Raw genomic sequence first — 26,697 nt, 5'->3', positions numbered from 1 at the left:
ACCGCGTGTAGTCAACTTCTTCCCCGTCGAGACGAAACCTCGCTCCATGACCGACCCCGCCACGCTCGACGTGACCATCGTCGACGGCTACGTCGACGAACCGGCACATTTCGGGGTGCCGCCCTATATCTCGACGTACCCCCGGTACACCGCCGGGGCGCTCGTGGACGCCGGGGTCCCCGCGGAGCGCATCACGTACCACACCATCGACGAGCTGCGCGACGACCGGATGCTGTGGGCGGACGTCGCCGACGCCGACCTCGTCTGCTACCTGGGCGGGATGACCGTTCCCGGGAAGTACGTCGGCGGGAAGCCCGCCGAGCCGGACGAGGTGCGCGAGATCGCGTGGACCGCCGACGGGACGACGCTGATGGGCGGCCCGGTGAAGTTCGGCGTCGGCGACGAGAACGCCGGCGCGACGGAGACCGAGCGCGACGACCTGGACTACGACTTCGTGGCGAAGGGCGACGTGGAGGCGGCGGCGTACGACCTCGTCGAGAGCGGGCTGGAGGGGTTCGACAACCGGATGCGGGACAACCGGGAGATCGACCGCTGGGCGTCGAAGGGCGCGTTCGTCGTCGAGCAGCACCCGAACCACCCCGAGTACCTCATCTGCGAGATGGAGACCTCGCGGGGCTGTCCGTACCGGTGCTCGTTCTGCACGGAGCCGCTGTACGGCGACCCGTCGTTCCGCTCGCCCAACTCCGTCGTGAGCGAGGTCGGGGAGCTGTACGACCGCGGCGCGCGGCACTTCCGGCTGGGCCGGCAGGCCGACATCCTCGCCTACGGCGGCGACGGCGAGAAGCCGAACCCCGACGCGCTGCGGGAGCTCTACGGGGGGATCCGCGAGGTCGCCCCCGACCTGGGGACGCTCCACCTCGACAACATGAACCCCATCACGGTCGTCGAGTGGCCGGAGCTGTCCCGCGAGGGCATCCGCGTCATCGCGAAGCACAACACGCCGGGCGACACGGCCGCGTTCGGGCTCGAATCCGCGGACCCCGTCGTGCAGGAGGCGAACAACCTCAACGTCACCGCCGAGGAGTGCTTCCAGGCTGTCCGCATCGTCAACGAGGAGGGCGGCTGGCGACCGGGCGACGAGCCCGGCACCGGCCCGTCGACCGGCCCCGACGCGCCGCGGCGGCTCCCCAAGCTCCTCCCCGGAATCAACCTCCTGCACGGGCTGAAGGACGAGCGCGAGGAGACGTACGAGCTGAACCAACAGTTCCTCCAGCGCGTGTACGACGCGGGGCTGATGCTCCGCCGGGTGAACATCCGGCAGGTGATGACGTTCGCGGGGACGGAGATGAACAGCGAGGGCGCACACATCGCCCACGAGCACAAGTCGCTGTTCAAGCGGTACAAGACGCAGGTGCGCGAGGAGATAGACAACCCGATGCTGCAGCGCCTCGCCCCGCCCGGCACGGTGCTCCCGGACGTCCACCTGGAGTACCACGAGGACGGCACGACGTTCGGGCGGCAGCTCGGTACCTACCCCCTGCTCGTCGGGCTGCCGGGCGAGCGCGAACTCGGCCGCACCATCGACGTGGCCGTCGTGGGCCACGGCTACCGGTCCGTGACCGGCGTGCCGTACCCGCTGGACTTCAACGAGGCGTCGATGAAGGAGCTGACCGCCATCCCCGGCATCGGCAAGGGGACGGCGGGCGACATCGTCGTCAACCGCCCGTACACCTCCACTGAAGAGGTGTCGGCCGACGTGGACCTGTGGAAGTACGCCGGCAGTTCGTCGGGGTCCGGCGCGGACTGAGGGCCGACCGTCGGCTCCGACGCCGGTCGGGTCCGGTGCGTGCCGTTTGATTCCACGACGCAACGGTAATTCTAATACCCACCCGTTCCAGTACTCTGGTGGAGGTTCACTGTGGAGATATCTGATAAGCTACTGTGTCTGTTCAGCGCGGAGGTCGAGGTCGAGGACGGTTCCTACGTCGTCGAGGTACCGAGACAGGAGGTGGACACCGGGTCGGTGGAACCCGGCGAGACGTACCGGGTCGCGCTCATCGAGCGAGAACGAGAGGAGACCACGGAGGAGACCGAGAGCCGCGATACGGCACCCTCGGAGCCCCAGCCGCCGGTCGAGATCGGCGAGACGCGCTACGTCGAGATCGAGGACATCGGCAAGCAGGGCGACGGCATCGCCCGCGTCGAGCGTGGCTACGTCATCATCGTCCCAGGTGCGGAGGTCGGCGAGCGCGTGAAGATAGAGGTCACCGAGGTCAAGTCCAACTTCGCCGTCGGCGAGATAATCGAAGACACCTTCTAGCGCTCGTACGCCGACCCGTCCGGCCGTTTCGCACCCTCGCTGTCGTGGACGACCACCGAGCCCGGTTCGGGACGGGTGGGCTCGTACGCATCTCTGACCCCGATAGCTTCCTCCAGCTCTCGAACCGCCCGTTCCTTGAGCGTCGCCGCCAGCGCCTCCGCGTCCTCGCGCGAGATGTCCCGTCCGAGCCCCTCGCACTCGTGGGCGCGCACCACCCCGTGCTCGTCGACGGCCTCGCCCATGGGCTGGCTGGTGCCGGCGAGCGCGACGCTGAACGGGTAGGTCTGACAGACGAGCGGCCGGTCGTCGTGGACCGTACACGCCCCGACGCCGTCGTCGTCCTCGGCGTAGAACGTGCAGTCGCCACAGGAGTCGGTCTGGAGGGCCCACTCGAACGTCTCGCCCTCGACGCCGCCATCGTCTGTCTCGGTGAGGCCGTAGGGCATCGGTCGGGCCACGTCGCGGAAGTCGTAGTCGGTGGCGTCCTGCAGGTCGCGGACCTCGTCGGGGAACACCGTCGCGGTGTGCGGGTCGTCGGCCTCGGCGGTGCAGCAGGCCCCGCAGCGGGTGCACTCGAAGCCGATGCGCTCGATGGCGTCGGCGAGGTCGCCGACGGCGAGGTCGCGGGCGCGGTCGAGTTCCGATTCGAGGGAGTCCATTCGGTCGTCGAGAGGTGGGCACCGCACGCGGGAAACGCTTGCGCTCGGCGGTCAGTAGCCGCCGGCGTCGGTGCTGTGGATGTCGTTCCGCCTGTAGCGGATGATTCCGATGGGGGCAGACAGGAAGGTGATACCGGCCCAGACGATGGCTCTGTGGGTGCTGTTCTTCGTCGCGTCGTAGTAGCCCCCGCCCGCCGCAACGGCGGCGACGAAGAGGACCGTGGCGAGCAACGTCGGTTCGGACACGAACCTGGGACTCCTGGCGGGGATAGATCAGTCGGGGCCGCCGCTGTCGACCCTGCGCCCGTCCCACCGGATCCGTCCCTCAACGGCGAGCTTCCGGAGGTGGCACTCGACGGTCCGGAGCGCGAGGTCGCGGACGCCGGTCAGGTCCTTGTCGTACGCGGCGTCGAGGACGTCACCGATACGGGTCGCTCCGTTCTCGACGGCCGCCAGCACGCGCGCCTCGCGGTCGAGCCGGTGACGGATGAGCCGCTCGCAGGTCGCCCGCGGGTCGTCGACGGCGGGCCCGTGGCCCGGAAAGAGCTGGTCGGGGTCGTGGGCGTACACCCGGCGGAGGCTCCCGAGGTACGCGCGGAGGTCGCCCTCGGGCCACCCGACGACGACGCTGCCCTCGGCGACCGCGAGGTCGCCACAGACGAGGCCCGCGTCGGTCTCGAAGGCGAGGTGGTCGGGTGCGTGGCCGGGCGTCTCGACGGCGGTCACGTCGGTCTTCGGGAGCGTGTCCCCGTCGCGGAGCGTCCCGTCGGGCGTGACGCCGGTCGCCTCGACGAAGCGCTCCGTGCGGCCGTGGCGTGCCCACACCGTCGCGCCGGTCTCGGCGGCGTACTCACCCACAGCGCCGACGTGGTCCGGGTGGGTGTGGGTGACGACGACGTGACCGACAGACCGTTCGGCGACGGCGGCGTCGAGCTCGTCGCTCCGGGCGGCGGGGTCGACGAGGACGGCGGGGTCGTCGCCGAGGAGGTACGTGTTCGTCCGGCCGGAGGGCGCACGTGTCGGCACCTCGACCGGGATGGTGGCGATGTCGCTCACGGGTGGCTGAACGGGCGCGAACGACAAAAGCGGTCGCGACTCAGCAGTTGAGGAAGTAGACCTGCTTCCGGGCGTCCTGGAAGCTGTAGCGCGAGCTGACGAGGCCGGCCTCCTCGAGCCGGTTGAGCGCGTACCGGACCGTGCGGTCGGGGAGGAGCGACTCCTCGGCGAGTTGCCCCTGCGAGAGCGGGGACTCCGTCTCCAGCACCTTGGAGACGAGCTTCGCGCTCGGGGGGAGCTCGCGGAGGCGCTCCCGGTACTCCGCGTCGGAGAGGAGTTCTTCGGCATCGTCTGCACGGTCGTCGGCGGTACTCATGCTCATACAGACGGAAAGCGGGAACCACGTGTTAAGGGTTGGCTATAGGTAGGTTGGTATTGTTGAGACAATATTAAGTGTTAATATACCATGCCAGACGATACCAGCCCAGCTTTTCCGGTGGGGACGCGAACCCGGGGTATGGCCGAGATTCCGCCCTCCCACCGGGACCTGTTCGAGAAGAAGACGTTCGCACACTTCGCGACGCTGATGCCCGACGGTACACCGCAGGTGACGCCGGTGTGGGTCGACTACGACGCGGAGTCGGACCACGTGCTGGTGAACACGGCTCGCGGCCGGCGGAAGGAGCGCAACGTGAGCAGGGACCGGAGGGTCGGCATCGAGATGAGCGACCCCGACGACCCGTACCGCTATCTGTCGGTGCAGGGCGAGGTGGTATCGGTGTCGGCCGAGGGTGCGAACGAGCACGCCGACGAGCTCGCGGGGCGGTACATGGACCTCGACGAGTACCCGAACCACGGCGAGGAGCAGGGCGAGCGCGTCGTCATCCGCATCCGGCCGGAGCGGGTCATCGCGAACTGAGCCGGGCGGACGAGCCCGGACGCGGCCGGCTCGACGCTCACCGCGAGCGCAGGCTCGGGTCGCGGTACTGGCCGAGCACGCAGTTGCAGTCGGGGCAGTGGACGACGACGCGCGTCTCGTGTTCGTGCCTGACGAGCTCGTCGATCGGGACCGACTGGCCGCAGTGTGCACAGGTGGGCATGCCTTGTGATACGTTCACATTCCGCAAAACAGTTGTGTCGCCGGACGACTCCAACATCGTTTTATCCCACCGAGGAAGTAGCAACGGACAGTGTGAAGGGCCAGGAGTGGTACCAGACCGCCGAGGTCGCCGAGGAGTACGAGGAGAAGCGGTTCTCGGGCGGCGGTCGTCTCATCGACCGCCGCGAGAAGCGCGCCGTCCTCGAAGCCATCGGCCCGGTCGACGGGAAGGACGTGCTCGAGATCGCCTGCGGGACCGGCCGGTTCACCGTGATGCTGGCCGAACGTGGAGCCGACATCGTCGGCCTCGACATCTCCGCCGAGATGCTACAACAGGGCCGGAAGAAGGCTCACGCGGCCGGGGTCGCGGACCACCTGGAGTTCATGCGTGGCGACGCCGCGCGCCTCCCGTTCCCCGACGACCACTTCGACGCCGTGATGGCGATGCGCTTCTTCCATCTCGCCGACACCCCAGCGTCGTTCCTCGCCGAGATGCAGCGCGTCTCGAAGGACCAGGTGTTCTTCGACACGTTCAACCGCTTCTCGACGCGGAGCATCTACAACTGGGCGCTGCCGATGGGGTCGCGGCTCTACTCCCGCGGCGAGGTCGAGTCGCTGCTCGACAGCGCAGGCCTCGGACTCGCCCAGGAGGACCACGACTTCGTGCTCCCCTACGGTTTCTACCGGCAGATACCCGGCAGCGTCGCACGGACGTTCCGTTCCGCCGACACGAGTATCCTCGGGGTACGGGGGCTCGAACGTCTCGCGTCGGTTTCGTACTGGAACGCCACGGTAGAATGAAAGACAGATTGACGGTCCGTCATACCTGTTTTTAACTATCGCTACGGTATGGGTCGAACATGGACCTCTCGGTGGTCGTTCCGACCCTGAACGGTCGGGACCGACTCCACAACTCGCTCGACGCGCTCTCGAGCGTCGCCCCATCGGCCGAGGTGGTGGTCGTCAACGGCCCCTCCTCCGACGGGACGACCGGGATGGTCAGGGCCCGGGACGACGTCGACACCCTCGTCGAGATCAGCGAACGCAACGTCAACGTCGCCCGGAACGCCGGCTTCGAGGTGGCGAGCGGTGACGTCGTCGCGTTCGTCAGCTACGACCTCGCCGTCGAGGAGTCGTGGCACGACGCGCTCGTCGCGGCGCTGGACGAGGGTGCCGACGTCGTCACCGGCCCGACCCACCGGACCGTCCCCGCCGGCATGACCACCGAGAGCGAGGAGCGCCGAACCATCGCCGGCCGCTCGGTCGCCTACTTCAACGGCGACAACGCCGCGTTCCGACGCGGTGCCCTCACCGCACTCGACGGCTTCGACGAGTACCTGCAGACCGGCGGTGCCCGCGACGCCGCCCACCGGATTGCGGTCATGCGCTACGACCTGGACTGGCGCAGCGACATGTGCGTTCGCGGCGAGTACGAGACCGACGGCGGGCGCGAGCCGGAAGACTGGGAGTGGAAGTACCGGGCACTCGCCTACCGCATGGTGAAGAACTACGGCGTCCGCCCGACAGTGGCCCGTCGAACGCTCACCGACGCACTCGGCGATGGCGTCTCGTCCCTGCGCGACGTCGTCACCGGGAACCGGGCACCCTCCGAGTGGCTGGGGAGCGGTCGCGCCGTCGCGAAGGGCCTCGCCGTCGGCGCGAAGGACGGCCTCTCCGCGCGGAAGGCCGACCGTTCACCCCGCAGAAATCCGAACGGCGTCTCCACGCGCGCTGACCGCGCTGTCTGTCGGTACGATATCGCCGGGACGGCCGACTGACGACGACTCCCGCCTCAGTCCATCGCCTCGGGCGCGAGCCCGTCGACCACCCGGACCGCGTTCTTCGAGAAGGCACGGCGCATCTTGTCCTCCGAGACGTCGAGCGTCAACAGCTCCATCACGCCCACGTTCGGGTGGACCGCGGGCGCACCGGACCCGAACAGCACCCTGTCGGGATGTTCCAGCAGCGCGCGCTCCATCGGCTCGCGGAACCGCACGTAGCTCGTGTCGACGTACACGTCGTCGTGGCTGTCCAGCAGCTCGATCGTCCGCTCGGTCGCCTCGCGGTCCAGCGGGTAGCCGCCGAAGTGCGCGAGGATGACCGGGAAGCCGCGCCCGAGCAGCGTCCGCTCGACCGCATCCGGCGGGAACGCGGTCCCGGCCCGGACCAGCACCGGAAGTCCGACCTCGCCGAGTTCCGCCACGACCGCGTCGTCCGGGAGCCCGTCGTGCAGCGGGTCGACCACGAACCCGTGGAACCGGTCATCGTAGGCGTACTGCTCGACGTCCTCCGGGGTGGCGTGGTACTCCTTGCGCGACGCCGCCAGATTCCGCAGCCGGCTCGACGCGCCCGCGCCAGGGTCGCGCGGCCCCGCGAGCCGGGCGAACGCGAGGAACGGCCGGTCGACGCTGTGGCGCGCCACGGCGTTGTTCGCGGTCAGGTACGAGCCCTCGTCCGGCCGGGGCTCCGGGAACGTCACCGCGCGCACGACGCCCGCCTGCCGCATCTCGCGCTCGACCGTCTCCGGCGTCGTCGTGTGAGCCCCCGTCGTGCCGTACTCGTCTGTTGGCAGCTGGACGTGGACATCGACCACCCGAAAGCGATGCTCCAGTTCCAGCATCTACCCTCCGTTACAGCGCCTCGTATTTCTTGATACCGGTCCGAGTGTGAGCCGTTAGCACGGTATGGCTGATGCGGCTACAGCCGCGGCCAGTTCGACGGTCGTGGGCCTCCTCCGGTGCTCGCTGTGCTCGCACAGCCCCGCCAGCCGCGCGGCACTCGGTTGCTCCGCGCCACCCGGTTGCGCCGCCAGCATCGCCACCAAAGTTTACAATAATCGTAAACCCCATCGCCGGAGGGACGGTGCGTACCGACTGGGTACCCACACAACCCGAACTCGGGTACGTGTTCTGGTAGCTTCGTGCTAATCGCAAGCAAGCGGTGCTGCCCACACAAAAATATTATATAGAAGAAGAAACAATCTAATGCCGAGGTTTCAGAGCATGTCATCAGCAGATTTCGCACAGCGAGGCATGGGCAACCGACCGATGTTCATCCTGGCCGAGGACTCACAACGCACACACGGCCGGGACGCCCAGTCCTCGAACATCACCGCCGGCAAGGCGGTCGCCGAGGCCGTACGGACCACGCTCGGACCCCGCGGTATGGACAAGATGCTCGTCGACTCGACGGGCGACGTGGTCATCACGAACGACGGCGCGACCATCCTGACCGAGATGGACATCGAGCACCCCGCCGCGCAGATGCTCGTCGAGGTCGCCGAGACGCAGGAGGAGGCCGTCGGCGACGGGACCACGACCGCAGCCGTCCTCGCGGGCCAGCTCCTCGCGCAGGCGGAGGACCTGCTTGAGAACGACGTCCACCCGACGACCATCGTCGAGGGCTACTACGAGGCCGCACGCATCGCCCGCGAGGCCATCGACGAGCAGGTGCTCGACGCGACGGTCGACGACGACACCCTCCACAAGGTCGCCGAGTCCAGCATGACCGGCAAGGGGACCGGCGGCCTGACCGCCGACCAGCTCGCCGAGACCGTTGTCTCCGCGATCCGCCACGTCGAGGACGAGGACGGCCACGTGAACCGCGACGACGTGCGCGTGTTCACGAAGGTCGGCGCGTCCTCGAACGCGACCGAGCTCGTCGAGGGCATCATCGTCGACGAGGAGCCCGTCCACGACGAGATGCCCAGGCACGTCACCGACGCCTCGGTGCTCGTCCTCGACGTCGAGCTCGACGTCCGCACGGCCGACATCGACGCCGAGTACCAGGTCACGTCCGTCGACCAGCTCACCGCGGCGATGGACGCCGAGGAGTCCGAGCTCCGCAAGTACGCGAAGACCATCGCCGACGCCGACGCCGACGTCGTCTTCGCGACCGACGACATCGACGGCCGGGTGGCATCCTTCCTCGCCGAGGAGGGCGTGCTGGCCTTCGAAGGCCTCTCGAACAGCGACGCACGCGCCATCGCCACCGCGACCGGCGCACGCCGCGTCGGCGCACTGGACGACATCGAATCCGACGACTTCGGCCACGTCGACGCCATCGACGTGCGCCGCGTCGGCGACGACCAGCTCACCTTCGTCGAGGGCGGTGCAGCCGCCAGCTCCGTGACCGTCTTCGTCCGCGGCGGCACCGAGCACGTCGTCGACGAGCTGGAGCGCACGCTCGAGGACGCACTCGACGTGGTCAGCGTCGCGGTCGAGTCCGGCGAGGTGCTGCCCGGTGCCGGGGCAACCGAACTCGCCATCGCGGCGGCAGTCCGCGACGCGGCCTCCGGCATCGAGGGCCGCAAGCAGCTCGCCGTCGAGGCGTTCGCCGACGCGGTCGACATCATCCCGCGCACGCTCGCCGAGAACACCGGCATGGACCCCATCGACGCGCTCGTCTCGCTGCGCGCCCGTCGCGAGGACGGGGACGTCGTCGGCCTCATCAGCGAAGGTGAGACCGGCCGCGTGGACGACCCGCTCGCCTACGGCATCCTCGACCCCGCCGACGTGAAGCGCGAGGCCGTCGAGTCCGCAACCGAGGCCGCGACGATGATCCTCCGCATCGACGACGTCATCGCCGCGAGCTGACCACGCGGTCGACCGGCCCCGGCAGGCCGGTCCGGAACAGCCGTACGCGTCCGACGGACGACAGTTCTACCGACCGACTCACCTGACCGTCGGCAGCGACCAGCCTCGGCGCATCCCGACGAGCCGGAGCCCGAGCGCGACGACGACGCAGGCGACGGTCGGTCCCGGCGGTGCGATGTCCACGGTCCAGAGCGCCCAGAACACGGTCCCGCCGGCGATGGCACACGTCGCGTAGAAGTCCTCGTGGAGGATGAACGGCACCTCCTGGGCGAGCACGTCCCGGATGGCCCCGCCGCCGACCCCGGTCAGGGTCGCACAGACGACGACGCCGAACGGCGACAGGCCCGCCTCGACGCCGACGATGGCCCCGGTGGCGGTGAACGCCGCCAGCCCGACGGCGTCCGGAATCGTCAGCAGCGGCGAGTCGGCGATGCGCCCGCGCTCGGCCCGGACCAGTGCGATGGCGAGTCCGACCCCAGCGAGCGCGAGGAGCACGTCCGTCTCGGCCGTCAGCGCCGACGGGACGCGCCCGACGAGGAGGTCGCGGGTGATGCCGCCCCCGAGGGCGGTCACGACGCCCAGCACCGTCACGCCGAGGTAGTCGAGGTCCGCGTCGACGCCCTTCGACGCGCCGGCGACGCCGAACGCGACCGTGCCGACGGCGTTCATCGCCGCGAAGGGCGTCAGCATCGCTCGACGGTCACCCCGTCGCCCGGCGCGAGCCCGAACGCCTCGTCGCCCCGGCCTCGGTTCACGTCGCACTCGACGTTGCCGTGGCTCCCGACCGTGACCAGCTGCTCGCCCTCGGGCACCGCCGCGAAGGTCTCGCCGACGGGGACGCGCTCGCCGTTGACCGTCACCGCGTCGGCGTCCGCGAGGAAGCCGCCGGGGACGTTCGTCACCGCGTTGCCGAAGTCGTCGACGACGAGCACCTCGCCGACCGCACGGTCCCCCTCGACGGTCGCTGCAGGAAGCGTGCAGTCCACGAGGTCGGCCACGTCGGTCGCCTCGACGCCCTCCATCCCGCCGACGGCGGCGACGCCGACCTCGTGGACCCGCGCCGCGGTCGGCGCGAACACGTCCCGGCCGTGGAACGTGCTGGAGGCCGCGTCGGCGTCGTCGACGACGTACGCCGCGACCGTCTGGTGCGTCGCGTCGGCGAGCGGTTCGCCGGGATCCAGGCCCGCGAGCGCCCGCGCCACGGGGAGGACGACCCCGTTGTCCGGCGCGACGAGCGCGTGCCGGCCCACCCGGACGACGACGGCGTCGCGGTCGGTGCCGACGCCGGGGTCGACGACGACGCAGTGGACCGCCGGCGGGAAGTACGGCAGCGTCTCGCACAGCCAGAACGCCGTCGCCCGCACGTCGTGCCGGGGGAACTCGTGGCTCACGTCGACCAGCCGCGCGTCGCAGCGGTCGAGGACGACGCCGCGCATCGCCGCGGGGTACGGCGAGCCGAAGTCCGACGAGAGCGTTATCATGGGCAGTACTGCCGGACGCGGGAGAATAACTGTGGTGGTGTCGGAGACGGGTCGCCGGTCGCCGTGCAACCAGAGTCGACAGCGGCGCACGGGATCGCCGCGGACTACGTCGACTTCGAACTCGACAGAACGTACGACGGCACCCACAGGGTGCGAACCGGAATCTACGACGACGTCGACGGGGACGGGGAGTTCGACCCGGGAACCGACGAACGCTGTCGAATGGAGGGTTCGAACACGGCCAGCGAAGAACGAGTTCTCAACTTCAGCGACGCGAGCGAACGGCTCGGCCTGCTCTGACTGCGACTACTCCGCGTTCGTGTCCGAATCCGCGACCATCTGGATTCGTTCGACGCCGTCGATCTCGCGGATGACTTCCACGGCGGGGTCGGGTACCAGCGACTCCCAGTCGCCGCCGTCGACCATGCGGTCGCGGACCTCGGTGCCCTCCAGCACGTCGCGGTTGAACATCGGGGACTGGCGCACCTCGATGCCGGCCTCCTCGAACAGTCGGATGACGAGCGGGTTGTTCGAGTACGCCACGTCGAAGGTGGGGCACATGCTCTGGACGTGGCTCACCCAGACGGAGTTCCGGTCGAGGTCCTCGATGGGGACGGCGTAGGTGACGAGGTCGGAGTCGACGAGCGACTTCGTGAGCATCATGATGCGCTCGCCGGCGGTGAACGGGTCGTGCTCGGAGTGGGAGTCGCCCGCGCTCCCGATGCCGAGGACGAGCTCGTCGACCTCCCCCGCGATGGTCTCGACCATGCTGTGGTGGCCGTTGTGGTACGGCTGGAACCGGCCGATGTAGAATCCCCGCGTCATGGCGAACCCGTCGGCCCGTTCGTTTATAAGGATGGCGAGACACCTCCGTCGGCGAATCAGGGCGTTCCAACACCTGAGTCTGCCGTTTTCGGTCGTGCGTCGCAGGCTTCAGAAGGGAGAAAGTATATCAGTACAAAACACCAGAATTCAGGTAGCAACCCGTTTCATGAGTAACGATAGTGATCCCAACGACGGCCCCCCGCCGACGGTCGAGGAGACTGTCGACGAGCGGGAGCCCGAAAGCGACGACACCCCCGCCCCCGACGAGGGGTTCGACCCGGTGATCCCCGAGGACGATGGGTCCCCGGACGACGGCGGCCTCCACGACGCGACCATCGAGGAGGGCGACGCCGGCGAGGGCACCATCGACGACGAGGGCCCCGACATCGACCGTCTCGGCAGCGACGTCGAGGTGGACCTCGGAGCGGAGATCGACGAGGAGATCACCGAGGACGACCTCCTCGGCGGGCTGAAGGTCGACTCCACGTCCGAGATCGAGGTCCCCGACCGACTCGTCGACCAGGTCATCGGCCAGGACGACGCCCGTGACATCGTCAAGAAGGCGGCCAAGCAGCGCCGTCACGTGATGATGATCGGCTCGCCCGGGACCGGGAAGTCGATGCTCGCGAAGGCGATGTCCCAGCTCCTCCCGAAGGAGGACCTCCAGGACATCCTCGTCTACCACAACCCGGACGACGGCAACGAGCCGAAGGTCCGCACGGTCCCCGCCGGCAAGGGCGACCAGATCATCGAGGCGTACAAGGACGAGGCCAGAAAGCGCAACCAGATGCGCTCGTTCCTGATGCTCATCATCATGGCCGTCGTCCTCGTCTACGCCGTGGTCACCCGCAGTCTCCTGCTCGGCATCCTCGCGGCCGGTGTCGTCTACCTCGCGTTCCGCTACTCCGGTCGCTCGACGGACTCGATGATCCCGAACCTCATCGTGAACAACGCCGAACAGCAGACCGCGCCGTTCGAGGACGCGACGGGCGCACACGCCGGCGCGCTGCTCGGCGACGTCCGCCACGACCCGTTCCAGTCCGGCGGCATGGAGACGCCGAGCCACGACCGTGTCGAGCCCGGTGCCATCCACAAGGCCAACAAGGGCGTGCTGTTCGTCGACGAGATCAACACGCTCGACATCCGCAGCCAGCAGAAGCTGATGACGGCCATCCAGGAGGGCGAGTTCGGCATCACCGGCCAGTCCGAGCGTTCCTCGGGCGCGATGGTCCAGACCGAGCCCGTCCCCTGTGACTTCGTCATGGTCGCGGCCGGGAACCTCGACGCGATGGAGAACATGCACCCCGCGCTCCGCAGCCGTATCAAGGGCTACGGCTACGAGGTGTACATGGACGACACCATCGAGGACACCCCGGAGATGCGCCGGAAGTACGCCCGCTTCATCGCCCAGGAGGTCGAGAACGACGGGCGGCTCCCGCACTTCACCCGCGACGCCGCCGAGGAGGTCATCCTCGAGGCGAAGCGCCGCTCCGGTCGGAAGGGCCACCTCACCCTCGAACTCCGCAACCTCGGTGGACTGGTCCGCGTCGCCGGCGACATCGCCCGCGGCGAGGACCGCGACGAGACCACGCGCGACGACGTCATCCAGGCGAAGCGCCGCTCGCGTGGCATCGAACAGCAGCTCGCGGACAACTACATCGAGCGCCGCAAGGACTACGAGATGACCGTCTCCGAGGGCGACGTGATCGGCCGCGTCAACGGACTCGCGGTCATGGGCGAGGACTCCGGTATCGTCCTCCCCGTGATGGCCGAGGTCGCCCCCTCGCAGGGGCCCGGGAAGGTCATCGCCACCGGGAAGCTCCAGGAGATGGCCGAGGAGGCGGTGCAGAACGTCTCCGCCATCATCAAGAAGTTCTCCGACGAGGACATCTCGGAGAAGGACATCCACATCCAGTTCGTGCAGGCGGGCCAGCAGGGTGTCGACGGCGACTCCGCGTCCATCACGGTCGCGACCGCCGTCATCAGCGCGCTGGAGGACATGCCCGTCGCGCAGGACCTCGCCATGACCGGCTCGCTGTCGGTCCGGGGCGACGTGCTGCCCGTCGGCGGCGTGACCCACAAGATCGAGGCGGCTGCGAAGGCCGGGCTCGACCGGGTCATCATCCCGAAGGCGAACGAGCAGGACGTGATGATCGAGGACGAGTACAAGGACCAGATCGAGATCATCCCGGTCAGCCACATCAGCGAGGTGCTGGACGTGGCGCTGGCCGGCGAGCCCGACAAGGACTCGCTGGTCGACCGGCTGAAGTCCATCACGGGCTCCGCGCTGGAGCGCGACATCGGCCCCGGCGGCTCCCCGAGCCCGCAGTAACTGCCGATGTCCGGCCCGACGGCACTCGCCGTCGGCCCCCTTCTCCCGTTCTCCCAGTCCACAGCCGTCGGCTCGTCGTTCGACGCGACCACCTTCGCGGCCGTGCTCGCGCTCGTCACCGGGCTGATGCTCCTGCTCTCGTACTCGACGACGCAGGCGGTGACCGGGTCGTCGGCGACGTCCCCGCACCGCCAACGGCCGGGCGAGTCCGACGATGACACCGGCGTCGACGACGATGGAGCGGCCACCGACCAGTTCGACGGGGACGAACCGACGGCCGAGGGCGACTCGTCGACGACCGACGACCTGTCGGCCGTCGGCCCGCCCGAGAACTACCCGCCGTGGCTGGACGAGCGCGAGACGGACCCGCTGGCGGCGATGACGACCGGGATGCTGCTCGCGAACGTCGCCATCACGCAGGGCCTGTTCCTCGTCGCCATCCTCGGGGCCGCGGTACTAACCGGGGTCCCGGCGACGGCGATGGGGCTCTCGCCAGCGGCGTTCGGTCCCGCCCCGGTGCTCGCCGGCGTCGGCCTCGGCGTCGGTCTCTACGTCGCCAACGAGGTCGGCGCGGCCGTCGCCGAGGGCGCTGGTTTCGAGTACGACGAGCGGCTGCGGTCGGTCCTCGCACCGGAGAGCGCGGCGGGGTGGGCGGCCCTGCTCGGACTCGTCCTCCCGCTCGTCGCGGTGTTCGAGGAGGTGCTGTTCCGCGCCGCGATGGTCGGCGTACTCGCCGCCGGCTTCGGCGTCTCGCCGTGGCTGCTCGCGGTTGGTTCGTCGCTGCTGTTCGCGGCGGGCCACGGCCTCCAGGGACCGGCTGGCGTCGTCGTCACCGGCGCGCTGGGGTTCGTGCTGGCCGCCGCGTTCGTGCTGACGGGGAGTCTCGTGACGGTCGTCGTCGCGCACTACCTCGTGAACGCGCTGGAGTTCGGGGTGCACGAGGGACTGGGCGTTGAGTGGGCGGGGTAGTAATCGACTGCGTCGCCGCGGGGTTCCCGGGTGACCGAACGGGGCTGTGGAAGCCGGACGTTCCGGCCGACTAGAGCCCCTCTATCGACCGGAGCTTCTGCTCGACGTGCGGTTCGGCGGCGCTCGGCCCGTCGCGCACGCGGTGGTCGGGAACGAGGAGCGGCACCGGGTTCGCGTCGAGCGCGGTGCGCACGAGGATGAGGTCGTCGTCGTCCTCGGCGTCGAGGCTGGGCGTCAACCGGGCGAGCTGGGCGACCGAGACGTCCTCGCCGTAGGGCACCTGCTCGCGGAGCGTCTCCAGCACGGCGCGCTGGTCGGTCGGCAGCGTCAGCGCAACCTCCACGTCGTCGAAGTCGACGGGGTTGACCCCGTCGAGGTACTCCCCGACCCGGTCGAGGACGGGGTGGTCGTCTCCGGCGTCGGCGTCCGCCTCCCGCGGGAAGGAGACGGAGATCACCCGCCCGCTCGCGACTCCGAGCTGTACGTCGCGTTCGAGGTACGGCGAGTGGCGCGCGTAGATACCGGCGACGCCGTCGTCGGCAACGTCCATAGGGCAATCGAGGACAGTGATGGCCTTGAAGCTTCCCGTGAGGACCCATCGAGTCGCGGCCACCGATGACGCAAGTCTTATGTACAGATTAGCACATTGATGTACGATGATGAACGCCACTGAGGAGTTCGCGCCCGCCGTCCGCTCCATTCTGGACGCCGCGGCGCGACGACCGGTGCCCGACGACCGGGTCAGCGTCGACGGCGCGTCACTCTCGAACGCGCTCGCGGCGGCCGACGCGGATGGACGGGTACCACTCATCGCGGAGGTGAAGCCGACGAGCCCGACGACCGAGGGCACGCACACCGAGGACCCCGTCGACCTCGCGCGGGCGATGGTCGACGGCGGCGCGACCGCGCTCTCGGTGCTGACCGAACCCGAGCACTTCGGCGGCAGCGTCGAGAACCTCGAACGGGTGCGCGAGGCCGTCGACGTCCCGGTGCTGCGCAAGGACTTCCTGCTGGAGCCAGGCCACCTCGACGCCGTCGAGGCCGACGCCGCGCTGGTCATCGCCCGCTTCGTCGACGACGTGGGCGAGATGGTGACAGCGGCACGCGAGCGCGGCTTCGAGCCGCTCGTCGAGGTCCACAGCGAGACCGAACTGGAGACCGCACTCGACGCGGGCGCGACCCTCGTCGGCGTGAACAACCGCGACCTCGCCAGCCTGACAGTCGACCTGGGGACGTTCGAGCGCGTCGCGCCCCGGGCTCCAGATGACGTGACGCTCGTCGCGGAGTCGGGTATCTCGACGCCCGCGGACGTCAGACGGATGCGCGAGGCCGGTGCCGACGGCCTGCTGGTCGGCAGTGCGATTATGGCCGGCGAGCCCCGAAGGTCGACCGAGGAGTTGGTGTACGCGTGAGCCTGAACGACGAGACACGACGAGAGGACGGCGACACGACGGACGAGGACCGCCCCGGCACGTTCGGCCGCTACGGTGGCCAGTACGTTCCCGAGGCGCTGATGCCCGCGGTACAGGAGCTGGAGGACGCCTACGAGCGCTACGTCCTGGGCAACGAGGACGGCTTCGTGGACGAGTTCCGGCGGCGGCTCCGGGACTTCGGGGGTCGCCCGACGCCGCTCCAGCGCGCAGACCGCCTGAGCGACCGCTTCGGAACCGAGGTGTACCTCAAGCGCGAGGACCTGGTCCACGGTGGCGCACACAAGCTGAACAACGCGCTCGGGCAGGTGCTGCTCGCGAAGTACATGGGCAAGGAGCGGGTCGTCGCCGAGACAGGCGCGGGACAGCACGGCACCGCGACGGCGATGGCGGCAGCACACCTCGACGTGCCCTGCGAGGTGTACATGGGCACCCGCGACATCCAGCGCCAGCGCCCCAACGTCTTCCGGATGCGGCTGAACGGCAGCGAGGTGAACCCCGTCTCGGCCGGCCGCGGCACGCTGAAGGAGGCCATCAACGAGACGATGCGCGACTGGGCGACGAACGTCGAGGACACCCACTACGTCATCGGCAGCGTCGTCGGCCCGCATCCGTTCCCCGAGATGGTCCGCACCTTCCAGTCGGTCATCAGCGAGGAGGCCCGCGAGCAGGTGCAGGAGCAGGCCGGGCGACTGCCGGACTCGGTCGTCGCCTGCGCCGGCGGCGGCTCGAACACGATGGGTGCGTTCCACGAGTTCGTCGGCGACGAGTCGGTCGACCTCTTCGCGGTCGAAGCCGGCGGCTCCTCGCTCGCGGTCGACGAGGACGCGGGCGTCGCGCCGAACTCGGCGAGCCTGTCGACCGGTTCTGACGGTGTTCTCCACGGCGCGCGGACGAAGCTGCTGCAGGACTCGGACGGCAACGTCGTCGAGAGCCACAGCGTCTCCTCCGGGCTGGACTACGCCGGCGTCGGACCGGAGCTGGCCCACCTCGTCGACACCGACCGTGTGACCCCGGTGAACGTCGACGACGACGCGGCGCTGGAGGCGTTCCACCTGCTCTCCCAGGAGGAGGGCATCATCCCGGCGCTGGAGTCGGCCCACGCTGTCGCCTTCGCCGACGCGCACCCCGAGCAGCTGGGCGAGCTGACGGTCGTCAACGTCTCCGGGCGCGGCGACAAGGACCTCGAATCCGTCATCGAGGAGACGGAGAAGCGCGAGCTGTCGAACGCGCCGAGCATGGACGTGTTCTCGGAGGTGGGCCGATGAGCGACCTCGAAGCCGCCTTCGACGAGCCGGCGTTCGTGCCGTACCTCTGCGTCGGCGACCCGAGCGTCGAGCGCACCCGCGAGTACGTGCAGGCGCTCGTCCGCGGCGGCGCGGACGTGCTCGAACTCGGGCTGCCGTTCTCCGAGCCGATCGCGGAGGGACCGACCATCCAGGGCTCGGTCGTTCGCGCGCTGGAAGCGGGGGTCACGCCCGAGGTCTACCTCGACTTCGTGGAATCGCTCGACGTGGACGTGCCAGTCGTCTGCATGACCTACTACAACCTGCTCTACCAGTATGGCGACAGCGACGGACCGGAGTCGTTCGTCGCACGCGCCGCCGAGGTCGGCATCTCCGGCTTCGTCATCCCGGACCTGCCCGCCGAGGAGGCCGGCCCCCTCAGAGCGGCCTGCGACGAGCACGGGCTCGACCTCGTGTTCATCGTCGCGCCGACGACAGCGGGCGAGCGCCTCGAGCGCATGGTCGAACTGTCCTCCGGCTACCTCTACGTACAGGCGCGCCTCGGCGTCACCGGGGCGAAGGCCGACGTGAGCGACCAGACCGCCGAGTCGCTGGCGAAGGTCAGTCAGTACGACATCCCTAAGGCGGTCGGCTTCGGGGTGTCGAGTGGTGACCAGGCGCGGCACATCGTCGAGGCCGGTGCGGACGGCGTCATCGTCGGGAGCGCGCTCGTCGACATCGTCGCCGAGTTCGGCGACGCCGACGGGGACGACGTGCCGGATCGACTCGAAGCGATGGCCCGCGAACTCAGCGAGGGCGTCACGGCAGGCGCGGAAGATATGGCGAAACCGGAAGGCCAATAAATGAGATATGCTAACTACTGACAACCAATGACGACACCAGGAACACGCGCACGCCTCGGTCGCATCGGGACACGGGGGAACCACCTCGTCGTGCCGATGGACCACGGCATCACACTCGGTGCGGTACAGGGACTGAAGGACATCGAATCGACCATCGACGCGGTGACGCGCGCCGGTGCCGACGCCGTCCTCACGCAGAAGGGCATCGCGCCGCGCGTCCACGACCACAGGAACGACGCGGGCTACATCGTCCACCTCAACGCCTCGACGACCATCGGCCCGGACACGAACGACAAGCGCCTCACGGGCACCGTCGAGGAGGCCATCCGGGCCGGGGCCGACGCCGTCTCCTTCCACATCAACGTCGGCAGCGACCACGAGCCCGAGCAGATCGAGGACCTCGCGGGTGTCACCGACACCGCCTCGCGCTTCGGTATCCCCGTTCTCGCGATGGCGTACGCCCGCGGTCCCGGCGTCGACAGCACCGACCCCGAGTCGCTCGGCCACGCGGTCCGCCTCGCCGAGGAGCTCGGCGCTGACCTCGTGAAGACCGGCTACTCCGGCGACGGCGCGTCCTTCGAGCACGTCTGCGAGTCGACCCGGCTCCCCGTCCTCATCGCCGGCGGGGCCCGCGGCAGCGACCGCGAGACCGTCGAGATGGTCCGCGGCGCGATGGACGGCGGCGCGGCCGGCGTCTCCATGGGTCGCTCCATCTTCCAGCACGAGGACCCCGCCGCCATCACGGCCGCCGTCTCCGCCGTGGTCCACGACGACGCGAGCGTCGACGCGGCGCTCGAACGCGGTGGCTTCGTCGTCGAAGCCTGAACGCTTTTGCACCAGTCCTTCGAGAGTCCACCGTGGCCAGCGACAGCACCGGCGCGCCCGACCCCGACACGCCCGAGGACCTGCTCGCGTGGGCACGCACCTACGCCGGCACGGTCGACATCGACGTGGACCTCGATTCGGTCGACTGGACCGTCTCGAAGCACGCCCGCCGCCGGGCCGGAGCCTGCCGGTACGACCCCGACCACGGCGTCACCATCGTCCTTTCCTGGCACTCCTATCAGGCCCACGGCTGGGCCGAGGTCGCCGCCACGGTCCGCCACGAACTCGTCCACGCCTGGGAGTTCCAGCGCTTCGGCGAGTCGGGCCACGGCCCCCGGTTCAAGCAGCAGGCCGACGCGGTCGACGCCCCCCGTCACTGCGAGCCGTTCGCGGATCCGCGCTATCTGCTCCGCTGCCGGGACGACGACTGCGACTGGAGCGCCCGCCGTTACCGCGCCTCGAAGACCGTCACCGACCCCGGCCGCTACCGCTGTGGCGACTGCGGCGACCGGTACGTCGTCGAGCACGCGGACTCGGGTCGAACGTGGGCGGACGACGCGGGCTACGAGCAGGTGCGGGCCGAACTCGGCGACGACTGGTGACGGGAGAAGCGACAAGGTGTCTGGTCCCGACCATCCGGACATGCGTCGCAGAACGGTCCTCGCGGGCGGCGGTGTCGGCCTCGCATCCCTCCTCGGCGGCTGTTCCAGCGCCAGCACGGTCCTCGACGACTCGCCGTCGCTTCCTGCGGAGCTGTCGGTGAGAGAAGCCCATGTCGTGTACGACGTGCTCGAACCGCGTGACCGGGCAGCGCCCGGATACAAGGAGACGGCCCATCGAGTGTTCACCGAGAGAGACGAAGCAATGGGGTCTCTCGCCTCGGGTCATCTTCCGCCAGATCTCCTCGACGACACCGACTTCGAGAGGTCGTTCCTCGTGGTCGTCCAGTACGGCAGACAGAGCGCGACGTGGCTCGAACTGGACCGCATCGAACGAACCGACGACGGCCTCGACATCGTGGCGCGGGTGGAGGAGCCCTCGGGTGGGTACGGCGACGACCTCGCCATCCACTCGCTGTTGGTGCGGATCACCGACCGGCGTGCCGGAGTGCCCGACCACGTCTCCGCCACCGTCCACGACACCTGAATCGTCCCGGGCGACGATTGCGTGCCGAATCTGAGAACGATAACGAACTTGTGTATCGGCCGGCAGCGTCGAGACGCAATGACAGCACTCGGACTCGTGGTCGCGCAGTTCTACGAGGAGCTGGCGGCGGAGATAGAAGCCGAAGCGCGGACACTCATCGAGGACCGCGACGCAGAGGTCGCCGAGACGGTCCACGTCCCCGGCGTCTACGACGCGCCCCTCGCCGCCGACCGGCTGGCCAGGCAGGAACGAATCGACGCTGTTGCGGTGCTCGGTGTCGTCGTCACCGGCGACACGGACCACGACCAGGTCGTGACACACGCCGCCGCGCGCCGACTCTCCGACGTGGGGCTCGGTCGGGACACTCCCGTCACCTTCGGCGTCGCCGGCCCCGACATGAGCGCACCGGAGGCCCGCGACCGAATCGAGAAGTGCGCGAGCGCAGTCGACGCCGCCGTCGACCTGACGGAGGCGCTGCCGGCCAGGGGACAACAGTAAAATAGCGGACTCGCGTACGTCCGGCCAACCGATGCCCTGGGAATGCGGAATCGACGGCTGCGGCGAGCGGTTCGGCACGCCCGAGGACCTCGTCGTCCATCAGAGCACCGACCACGAGCGCCGCGAGTGCAAGGTCTGTGGTGTCGTCGTCCCCGACGGCTACCTCGCCATCCGCCACGCCTTCAACGAGCACTCTCGAGCCGAGTACGTCCGCGCCTACGGTGCCAGCTCCGAGGAGGTGCGCGAACGCGAGGAGATAAAGGACCTCATCGAGGAGGAAGCGGACCTCCAGACGGTCGTCGAACGCCTCGGCGGCGAGGCCGTCCAGTCCTGACCACGGCCTCTCCGTGATCGCCCCGACGAGCAGCACCACCGTCGGCGCATCATCGATACCTAACCAGTTGGGAGTTCGGCCTTTGTTCTCACATCCGTTCCCTTCTGATGCCTAAGTCGTGGTTGGGGGGAGGCGCGACTTAGGGGGGCTACCACACTCCAGTGCCCTTTCCAGCGACCCGGAACGGTGCTTCCCACGATACCATGCTGTCCCTCCTCCCGGTTTCTGCACGGCCACCTCGCATTCTCTGCCGACGGCCAGCGGGCGCTCCTGGCGAACGAACCGGGGCTCGAAGAGCGCGTTCGCTCCGCGTCACCGGTCCTCGCGGGTCGCAATCCCCCGTTAGCTTTCCCGAGGAACGCCTCTCTAGCGCTCCTCGCTGTCCAGCACCCGGATCTGGTCGCCGCGCACCGTGACCGGGATCGGGACCGTCGCCTCGTACAGCTCGACGGTGACCTGGTCCTTCCCCTCGTCGATGCGCTGGACCTGCGCCTTCTCGCCCTTGAACGGGCCGGCGATGAGCTCGACGATGTCGCCCTCCGCGATGCCCTCGACGTCAGGCTTCGGGGAGAGGAAGTGCTCGACCTCGGTGATGTCGGACTCCCCGGGGATGACGCTGCGGGCGTGCGGGATGTCCTCGAGCACGCGCTCGATGATGTTGTAGTCGTCCGCCTCGACCATCACGTAGCTCGTCAGTGAGTCGGGCGCGAGCGCGGCGTGGATGGTCTCCTCCTCGCGGTTCATGATCATATCGGCGACCGTTCGCTCCTGGCTCGCGGTCGTCTTGACTGCGTAGATGGGCATGGTTCAGGCGGGGAGGAACCCCATGACGAGTGCGATGATGAAACCCATGACGCCGACGAGCAGAATCCCTGCACCGGCGATTTTGGCGATCTGTGAGAACTCCTCGCGCGAGGGTGTGCTCGCCATCTTGAGCACACGCACGTAGGAGTTGAGGTCCTTTGGAACGTTCATGGCCGTCGCTTCGGCATCCGTGCTTTTCTATCTATTGATGCGAACTAACCGACGGTGAGCGGCGAGAACGGGGGATTACTCGACGAAGTCGATGTCCTGCTGGGTCGAGGGGTCGGGCTCGGCGGTGTCGTCGCCGGGCTGGCCGTAGATCTGCGGGGAGTCGACGCCGGTGACGACGATCATCGTGCGCATGCTGCCGTCGAGGGTCTCGTCGATGGACGTACCCCAGATGATGCGGGCGTCGGGGTCGATGCGGTCGTAGATCTCCTCGACGACACCCTCGGCCTCCTCGATGCTCATGTCCGAGCCGCCGGTGACGTTGACCAGCGCGGAGGACGCGCCGGAGATGTCCACGTCGAGCAGCGGCGACCGGAGTGCGGCCTTCACGGAGTCGGTGGACTTGGCGTCGGAGTCGGACTCGCCGAGACCGATCATCGCGACGCCACCGCGCTCCATGACGGTGCGGACGTCGGCGAAGTCGAGGTTGACGAGCCCGGGCTTCGTGATGAGCTCGGTGATGCCCTTCACCGAACGCATGAGCACCTCGTCGGAGACCTTGAACGCCTGCCGGACGGGGAGCTTGCCGACGGAGTCGAGCAGCCGGTCGTTCGGGACGACGATGACCGTGTCGCTCACGTCGCGGAGCCGTTCGAGCCCGGCCTCCGCGTTCGTGCGGCGGACCTCGCCCTCCGCGGTGAACGGCGTCGTGACGATGGCGATGGTGAGCGCGCCCGACTCGCGGGCGGCCTTCGCGACGACCGGCGCGGAGCCGGTGCCCGTGCCGCCGCCGAGGCCGGCCGTGACGAACACCATGTCCGAGCCCTCGATGGACTCGTAGATCTCCTCCTGGGATTCGAGGGCTGCCTCCTCGCCGACCTGCGGGAGCGAGCCCGCGCCGCGCCCGCCGGTCTTCTGCTCGCCCATCAGTATCTTCTCGTCGGACTCGATCTCGACGAGGTGCTGGACGTCGGTGTTCGCGGCGACGAGCTTCGCGCCGTGGATGCCCTCCTCGTGCATCCGGTCGATGGTGTTGCCGCCGCCACCGCCACAGCCGACGACGGTGATGTTCGTCTGGAGGTCTTCGAGTACGTCCTCCAGCTCGTCGTCGGTCATCTTGCCCGTTCGGTGCGCCGGTTCGTCCTGCTGGGTGGCTCCCGGGAGACCACCCTCGTCGGGGGTCTCGGCCTCCCCCTCGGCCTCGTCGATAGCGTCTTCAACGATCGAATCCATCCTTAGCCCTCCTTTATATTATGCAGGTTAATTACCTTTCCCCTGGTGTCTGACGACCGTCTGACGAATGTTGCGGTCCACCTACCGAACGATTAACCGGCCAGCTCACACGGTGAAATTATCCCAGGTGGAACCGCTCCGTTCGCTCGGTCCGGACCGACGCGGGGTCGACCGTCTCGCCCTCGACCTCGACCGCGTGCCCGCCGGCGAGTTTGCCGAACTTCGGTCCCTCCGGAACGCCCGCCTCGTGGGCGAGTGCAGGGTCGAAGGCGCGCTCCACGGCGACGACCACGTCGCCCTCACACCGGACCGACTCGTACTTCTCGGCCAGCACGTCACAGAGTTCGCCGACGAGTGCGTCGAACCCGCCCGGGGGGAACGCCGCCCGGTCGCCGACCCGGTTGCCGGCGTTCTCCGTCTCGAGGGCGACCGCGTGCGCTTCGACGACATCGTAGGTCCGCTCGCGGTCGATGCCCTGTGCCGTCGCGAGGAGGTCGACAGGGAGGTCGCGGACCGTCCAGTCGTCGTCGTCGAAGTGGACCCCGAACCGGAGGCCCTCGTCGACGCTCGCGATGGTCTCCTCCAGTTCGGCGACGCGGTCCAGGTCTCGCCCGTCGACCTCGCGGAGCCAGGTCTCGCTCACGACGCGGTAGCCCAGCTCCTCGATGGTGTCGACGAGCGCGGGGTGGTCGCCCTCGACGAGCGCGAGCGACGCGTCGCTTGCCGCGAACGCGCGGTCGATGACGGCGCGATGTTCCGCGGGGTGGCCCATCGCGTCGAGCGACCAGTCGCCGGCGACGTGCCCGACCGCCCAGCCGGTGTCGCGGACGACGCGCTCGAACCGCGGGACGTAGTGGCCACCGCCGAAGCCGACGACGGTGCGCTCTCGGTGCGGGTAGACGCCCTCGATGTCGAGGATCGCCCGTGCCACGGCGCGGGCACCCTCCGGGTCGGCCCACTCGTCCTCGCTGCTACCGAGTTCGACGAACATCGACGGGACCCCGACGTCGCTCGGACCGTGGTGCGTGCACTCCATGCCGACCTCGTAGCCGTCGGGCGCGTGCCGGTCGAACGCCGCCAGCAGGTCGGCCTGTGCGTTCGGGCACGCAGCCGCAAGCGCGTCGTCGTCCCCACCGTACTCCGCCGGGCCGAAGTTCCCCGTGAAATGCGCCGTCAGCAGCGGCCCAGTGTCGCCCGAGTGTCGGGACGCGAACAGCAACAGGTCGGGGTCGTCGAACGCCGCGGCGACGCCGTCCAGGTGGAGGTGCAGCTCGTCGAAGGTCCGTCGCTCGAACCCGTCCGTGCGGTGGACGGTCCCACCGCCGTCGGCGTCGGGGCGGCTGTCGTCGACCGTCGCCTCCCAGTCGGCGAGGTCGAGCAGGTGCTCACCGATGTGCTCCGAGGCCGAGTCCGCGCGGCTGACGACGATGGCTATCACGACTCGTACTCACATCGAAGCCCGCTAAAACGCGTCGAAACCGCTCAGTCCTCGGTCGGCTGTACCTCGGGGTCGGGCTCGGCGTGAACGCCGTCACCGAACACCTGCTGACGGGTGAGGCCGACGAGTTCGACCAGCGCCGCTCGCCGGTAGATGAGGAGCGCGGTCCCGAGGACCAGGTAGAGTGCCGTGAAGGCGTGTAGCGTGAACAGGAGGTCGAGACCGAGCACGCCCGCGTCGATGGCGAACGCGATGACGACCTGTGAGACGAACAGCACGAGCAGCGCGACAGCCTCGCGCATGCTGATGTCGAAGCTCATCAGGATGGTCAGCGCGAAGTAGCTCTGTGCGGCCGTCAGCCAGATCTCGCCGGACTGTTCGGCGTTGAACTGGAGCGTCGCGATGGAGCCGAAGGAGATGCTGTAGACGATGGCGAGCGTCCCGATGAGCAGCGTCCACTGGTTCAGCTTCGAGGAGATGAGCGCGTTGAACCCGGCCGTCGAGCGCGCCTTGTTGACGAGGTAGGCGACGACGATGAGTTCCGGGCTCTCGCTCGCCAGCGGGGCGACCCACTGGATCATCAGGAACGAGGAGATGCCGATGCTGGTGCCCGAGTACTCCAGCCCGTGCGCGAACGGCTCGACGGCGACGAGGATGACCACGCCGGAGAAGACGAACAGGGCGAGGACGGTGGCGACGCGCCGGAGCTTCGAGAACGACTGGAGGTAGGCGGGGATACCGACCTGCTCCTCGTCGGTGTGTGGCGCGTTCAGCGCCGAGAGGATGTAGACGACGTACAGGCCGACGAGGAAGATCGTATCGAGGATACCGATCCCGCCGTTCAGCGGGACGAAGAAGGCGTAGACGGTCGCGACGAAGAGGAAGAAGATCTCCGTCGAGATGTCGCGGTCGAGTCTGATGCGGTCCGCGAGGAAGCCCCGGTGCTCCTCGACTGCGGGGTCGGACGTCTTCGCGACCTTGTAGACGGTGAAGAGGGCGATACCAGACCAGCCGAGACCGATGAGGATCCGGTTCGCGCCGGTCATGTTCGCGACCGCGAGATTCCCGGCGTTGGACCCTGGATTGGCACCGGCCTCCCACGCGTACAGCGCGTCGACAGCGTACTCGGGGGCGACCGCCAGGATGGCGAGGACGGCGAGCGCGAACGCCCGCGGAACGTCCTCCTCTGCGGTCTCCGCGGCCCACGCGAGCAGGAACGAGGCGCCGAGAATCGCGATTCCTGCCACCACGATTATCAGGCCCAGCTCGCCGAGCGCCGTCTCCTCCGTCGCTTTCAATCCCGGTATCAGCCCCGGCCAGAGGTTGAAGACACCCTTCATGCGGAACCCGTGGAGTAGCAGCCACGGGACCGTCATGAGGAGTGCCCCGGCGACGGCTGTCAGTGGGTGGCGAAGGCGATTGTTGCTCATCGTCTGCGGGTATCCGTCCCCCGAAAGTGAGTGTTGTGCTTTCGCATCGCCCCGCCAGCCCCCCG

General features: G+C 68.9%; 32 protein-coding genes. 17 read left to right on the top strand and 15 right to left on the bottom strand.

Annotation, left to right across the window (positions count from 1 at the left end; genetic code table 11):
- Positions 1 to 46: 46 nt before the first annotated feature.
- Both NOW55_RS10295 and NOW55_RS10290 read left to right on the top strand, forming a co-directional pair.
- Positions 47 to 1,768, top strand: a complete 1,722-nt coding sequence (locus NOW55_RS10295) for a radical SAM protein (RefSeq protein ID WP_256400006.1) — start codon at positions 47 to 49, stop codon at positions 1,766 to 1,768.
- 111 nt (positions 1,769 to 1,879) lie between these two features.
- Positions 1,880 to 2,281, top strand: coding sequence for a TRAM domain-containing protein (locus NOW55_RS10290; protein WP_256400005.1), 402 nt, complete (start codon positions 1,880 to 1,882; stop codon positions 2,279 to 2,281).
- On the opposite strand, the gene NOW55_RS10285 is transcribed toward NOW55_RS10290, so the two are convergent.
- The 4 genes from NOW55_RS10285 to NOW55_RS10270 are packed head-to-tail and all read right to left on the bottom strand — an operon-like array spanning position 2,278 to position 4,318.
- On the bottom strand, positions 2,278 to 2,940 hold the full coding sequence (locus NOW55_RS10285; protein ID WP_256400004.1) for a YkgJ family cysteine cluster protein: 663 nt from the start codon (positions 2,938 to 2,940) through the stop codon (positions 2,278 to 2,280). The genes NOW55_RS10290 and NOW55_RS10285 overlap by 4 nt on opposite strands.
- A 51-nt stretch (positions 2,941 to 2,991) precedes the next feature.
- The gene (locus tag NOW55_RS10280) at positions 2,992 to 3,186 is read right to left on the bottom strand and encodes a hypothetical protein (protein WP_256400003.1); all 195 of its coding nucleotides are present in this window, start codon (positions 3,184 to 3,186) and stop codon (positions 2,992 to 2,994) included.
- A gap of 27 nt (positions 3,187 to 3,213) precedes the next feature.
- Positions 3,214 to 3,996, bottom strand: coding sequence for an MBL fold metallo-hydrolase (locus NOW55_RS10275; RefSeq protein WP_368407752.1), 783 nt, complete (start codon positions 3,994 to 3,996; stop codon positions 3,214 to 3,216).
- Positions 3,997 to 4,036: 40 nt separating this feature from the next.
- Positions 4,037 to 4,318, bottom strand: coding sequence for a helix-turn-helix domain-containing protein (locus tag NOW55_RS10270; RefSeq protein WP_368407751.1), 282 nt, complete (start codon positions 4,316 to 4,318; stop codon positions 4,037 to 4,039).
- A gap of 135 nt (positions 4,319 to 4,453) precedes the next feature.
- Between NOW55_RS10270 and NOW55_RS10265 the strand changes: the two genes are divergently transcribed.
- Positions 4,454 to 4,855 (top strand): PPOX class F420-dependent oxidoreductase, encoded by a 402-nt coding sequence (locus NOW55_RS10265; RefSeq protein WP_256400002.1) that lies wholly within the window; start codon positions 4,454 to 4,456, stop codon positions 4,853 to 4,855.
- A 37-nt stretch (positions 4,856 to 4,892) separates the two neighbouring features.
- On the opposite strand, the gene NOW55_RS10260 is transcribed toward NOW55_RS10265, so the two are convergent.
- Positions 4,893 to 5,036 carry a hypothetical protein gene (locus NOW55_RS10260; RefSeq protein WP_256400001.1) on the bottom strand — a complete coding sequence of 48 codons (144 nt, stop codon included), beginning with the start codon at positions 5,034 to 5,036 and terminating at the stop codon, positions 4,893 to 4,895.
- Positions 5,037 to 5,128: 92 nt separating this feature from the next.
- On the opposite strand from NOW55_RS10260, the gene NOW55_RS10255 reads away from it, so the two are divergent.
- A complete protein-coding gene (locus NOW55_RS10255; protein WP_256400000.1) occupies positions 5,129 to 5,836 on the top strand; it encodes a class I SAM-dependent methyltransferase in 708 nt (235 codons plus the stop codon).
- A gap of 59 nt (positions 5,837 to 5,895) precedes the next feature.
- Entirely contained in the window at positions 5,896 to 6,813 is a 918-nt protein-coding gene (locus NOW55_RS10250; RefSeq protein WP_256399999.1) for a glycosyltransferase family 2 protein, read from the top strand.
- A gap of 14 nt (positions 6,814 to 6,827) precedes the next feature.
- On the opposite strand, the gene NOW55_RS10245 is transcribed toward NOW55_RS10250, so the two are convergent.
- A complete protein-coding gene (locus NOW55_RS10245; protein WP_256399998.1) occupies positions 6,828 to 7,655 on the bottom strand; it encodes an amidohydrolase family protein in 828 nt (275 codons plus the stop codon).
- A 427-nt stretch (positions 7,656 to 8,082) separates the two neighbouring features.
- Here NOW55_RS10245 and thsA point away from each other — a divergent pair, with 427 nt between their 5' ends.
- On the top strand, positions 8,083 to 9,630 hold the full coding sequence (thsA, locus tag NOW55_RS10240) for a thermosome subunit alpha (RefSeq protein WP_368407762.1): 1,548 nt from the start codon (positions 8,083 to 8,085) through the stop codon (positions 9,628 to 9,630).
- Positions 9,631 to 9,708: 78 nt separating this feature from the next.
- Here thsA and NOW55_RS10235 read toward each other — a convergent pair whose 3' ends face one another.
- Both NOW55_RS10235 and NOW55_RS10230 read right to left on the bottom strand, forming a co-directional pair.
- The gene (locus NOW55_RS10235) at positions 9,709 to 10,320 is read right to left on the bottom strand and encodes a trimeric intracellular cation channel family protein (protein ID WP_256399997.1); all 612 of its coding nucleotides are present in this window, start codon (positions 10,318 to 10,320) and stop codon (positions 9,709 to 9,711) included.
- Positions 10,314 to 11,111: an SAM hydrolase/SAM-dependent halogenase family protein gene (locus tag NOW55_RS10230; RefSeq protein ID WP_256399996.1), complete on the bottom strand. Its 798-nt coding sequence runs from the start codon at positions 11,109 to 11,111 to the stop codon at positions 10,314 to 10,316. The genes NOW55_RS10235 and NOW55_RS10230 overlap by 7 nt, the downstream gene beginning before the upstream one ends.
- Before the next feature lie 63 nt (positions 11,112 to 11,174).
- Between NOW55_RS10230 and NOW55_RS10225 the strand changes: the two genes are divergently transcribed.
- Complete coding sequence (locus tag NOW55_RS10225; protein WP_256399995.1) at positions 11,175 to 11,411, top strand: hypothetical protein; 237 nt, start codon at positions 11,175 to 11,177, stop codon at positions 11,409 to 11,411.
- A 6-nt stretch (positions 11,412 to 11,417) separates the two neighbouring features.
- Here NOW55_RS10225 and NOW55_RS10220 read toward each other — a convergent pair whose 3' ends face one another.
- Complete coding sequence (locus tag NOW55_RS10220; protein WP_256399994.1) at positions 11,418 to 11,936, bottom strand: nicotinamide-nucleotide adenylyltransferase; 519 nt, start codon at positions 11,934 to 11,936, stop codon at positions 11,418 to 11,420.
- Between the two features lie 166 nt (positions 11,937 to 12,102).
- Between NOW55_RS10220 and lonB the strand changes: the two genes are divergently transcribed.
- Entirely contained in the window at positions 12,103 to 14,268 is a 2,166-nt protein-coding gene (gene lonB / locus NOW55_RS10215) for an ATP-dependent protease LonB (RefSeq protein WP_256399993.1), read from the top strand.
- 6 nt (positions 14,269 to 14,274) lie between these two features.
- The gene (locus tag NOW55_RS10210; protein ID WP_256399992.1) at positions 14,275 to 15,237 is read left to right on the top strand and encodes a CPBP family intramembrane glutamic endopeptidase; all 963 of its coding nucleotides are present in this window, start codon (positions 14,275 to 14,277) and stop codon (positions 15,235 to 15,237) included.
- A gap of 70 nt (positions 15,238 to 15,307) precedes the next feature.
- Here the strand turns inward: NOW55_RS10210 and NOW55_RS10205 are convergent, their stop codons facing one another.
- The gene (locus NOW55_RS10205; protein ID WP_256399991.1) at positions 15,308 to 15,787 is read right to left on the bottom strand and encodes an MGMT family protein; all 480 of its coding nucleotides are present in this window, start codon (positions 15,785 to 15,787) and stop codon (positions 15,308 to 15,310) included.
- Between the two features lie 109 nt (positions 15,788 to 15,896).
- On the opposite strand from NOW55_RS10205, the gene trpC reads away from it, so the two are divergent.
- The 8 genes from trpC (at position 15,897) to NOW55_RS10165 (ending at position 21,559) form a co-directional block, all read left to right on the top strand.
- Positions 15,897 to 16,649: an indole-3-glycerol phosphate synthase gene (trpC, locus tag NOW55_RS10200; protein WP_256400406.1), complete on the top strand. Its 753-nt coding sequence runs from the start codon at positions 15,897 to 15,899 to the stop codon at positions 16,647 to 16,649.
- Positions 16,646 to 17,935 carry a tryptophan synthase subunit beta gene (gene trpB / locus NOW55_RS10195; RefSeq protein WP_390292862.1) on the top strand — a complete coding sequence of 430 codons (1,290 nt, stop codon included), beginning with the start codon at positions 16,646 to 16,648 and terminating at the stop codon, positions 17,933 to 17,935. The genes trpC and trpB overlap by 4 nt, the downstream gene beginning before the upstream one ends.
- Positions 17,932 to 18,756, top strand: coding sequence for a tryptophan synthase subunit alpha (gene trpA / locus NOW55_RS10190; RefSeq protein ID WP_256399990.1), 825 nt, complete (start codon positions 17,932 to 17,934; stop codon positions 18,754 to 18,756). The genes trpB and trpA overlap by 4 nt, the downstream gene beginning before the upstream one ends.
- Before the next feature lie 27 nt (positions 18,757 to 18,783).
- Entirely contained in the window at positions 18,784 to 19,581 is a 798-nt protein-coding gene (locus NOW55_RS10185) for a 2-amino-3,7-dideoxy-D-threo-hept-6-ulosonate synthase (protein WP_256399989.1), read from the top strand.
- A 32-nt stretch (positions 19,582 to 19,613) separates the two neighbouring features.
- Positions 19,614 to 20,183, top strand: coding sequence for a SprT family zinc-dependent metalloprotease (locus tag NOW55_RS10180; RefSeq protein WP_256399988.1), 570 nt, complete (start codon positions 19,614 to 19,616; stop codon positions 20,181 to 20,183).
- 40 nt (positions 20,184 to 20,223) lie between these two features.
- Positions 20,224 to 20,727 carry a hypothetical protein gene (locus NOW55_RS10175; RefSeq protein WP_256399987.1) on the top strand — a complete coding sequence of 168 codons (504 nt, stop codon included), beginning with the start codon at positions 20,224 to 20,226 and terminating at the stop codon, positions 20,725 to 20,727.
- 78 nt (positions 20,728 to 20,805) lie between these two features.
- Positions 20,806 to 21,225: a 6,7-dimethyl-8-ribityllumazine synthase gene (gene ribH / locus NOW55_RS10170; protein WP_256399986.1), complete on the top strand. Its 420-nt coding sequence runs from the start codon at positions 20,806 to 20,808 to the stop codon at positions 21,223 to 21,225.
- 31 nt (positions 21,226 to 21,256) lie between these two features.
- The gene (locus NOW55_RS10165) at positions 21,257 to 21,559 is read left to right on the top strand and encodes a DUF7565 family protein (RefSeq protein ID WP_256399985.1); all 303 of its coding nucleotides are present in this window, start codon (positions 21,257 to 21,259) and stop codon (positions 21,557 to 21,559) included.
- 366 nt (positions 21,560 to 21,925) lie between these two features.
- On the opposite strand, the gene NOW55_RS10160 is transcribed toward NOW55_RS10165, so the two are convergent.
- From NOW55_RS10160 to NOW55_RS10140, 5 genes are all read right to left on the bottom strand, one after another.
- Positions 21,926 to 22,363, bottom strand: coding sequence for a transcription elongation factor Spt5 (locus NOW55_RS10160; RefSeq protein ID WP_256298675.1), 438 nt, complete (start codon positions 22,361 to 22,363; stop codon positions 21,926 to 21,928).
- A gap of 3 nt (positions 22,364 to 22,366) precedes the next feature.
- On the bottom strand, positions 22,367 to 22,534 hold the full coding sequence (locus NOW55_RS10155; RefSeq protein WP_089731485.1) for a protein translocase SEC61 complex subunit gamma: 168 nt from the start codon (positions 22,532 to 22,534) through the stop codon (positions 22,367 to 22,369).
- Positions 22,535 to 22,609: 75 nt separating this feature from the next.
- Positions 22,610 to 23,764 (bottom strand): cell division protein FtsZ, encoded by a 1,155-nt coding sequence (ftsZ, locus tag NOW55_RS10150; protein WP_256399984.1) that lies wholly within the window; start codon positions 23,762 to 23,764, stop codon positions 22,610 to 22,612.
- 118 nt (positions 23,765 to 23,882) lie between these two features.
- A complete protein-coding gene (locus tag NOW55_RS10145) occupies positions 23,883 to 25,202 on the bottom strand; it encodes a D-aminoacyl-tRNA deacylase (protein ID WP_256399983.1) in 1,320 nt (439 codons plus the stop codon).
- 44 nt (positions 25,203 to 25,246) lie between these two features.
- On the bottom strand, positions 25,247 to 26,632 hold the full coding sequence (locus tag NOW55_RS10140) for a calcium:cation antiporter family protein (protein WP_256399982.1): 1,386 nt from the start codon (positions 26,630 to 26,632) through the stop codon (positions 25,247 to 25,249).
- Positions 26,633 to 26,697 lie beyond the last annotated feature (65 nt).

The organism is Haloarchaeobius litoreus (assembly GCF_024495425.1).
Lineage (GTDB): Archaea > Halobacteriota > Halobacteria > Halobacteriales > Natrialbaceae > Haloarchaeobius > Haloarchaeobius litoreus.
This window is presented reverse-complemented; position numbering and strand designations above follow the sequence as displayed.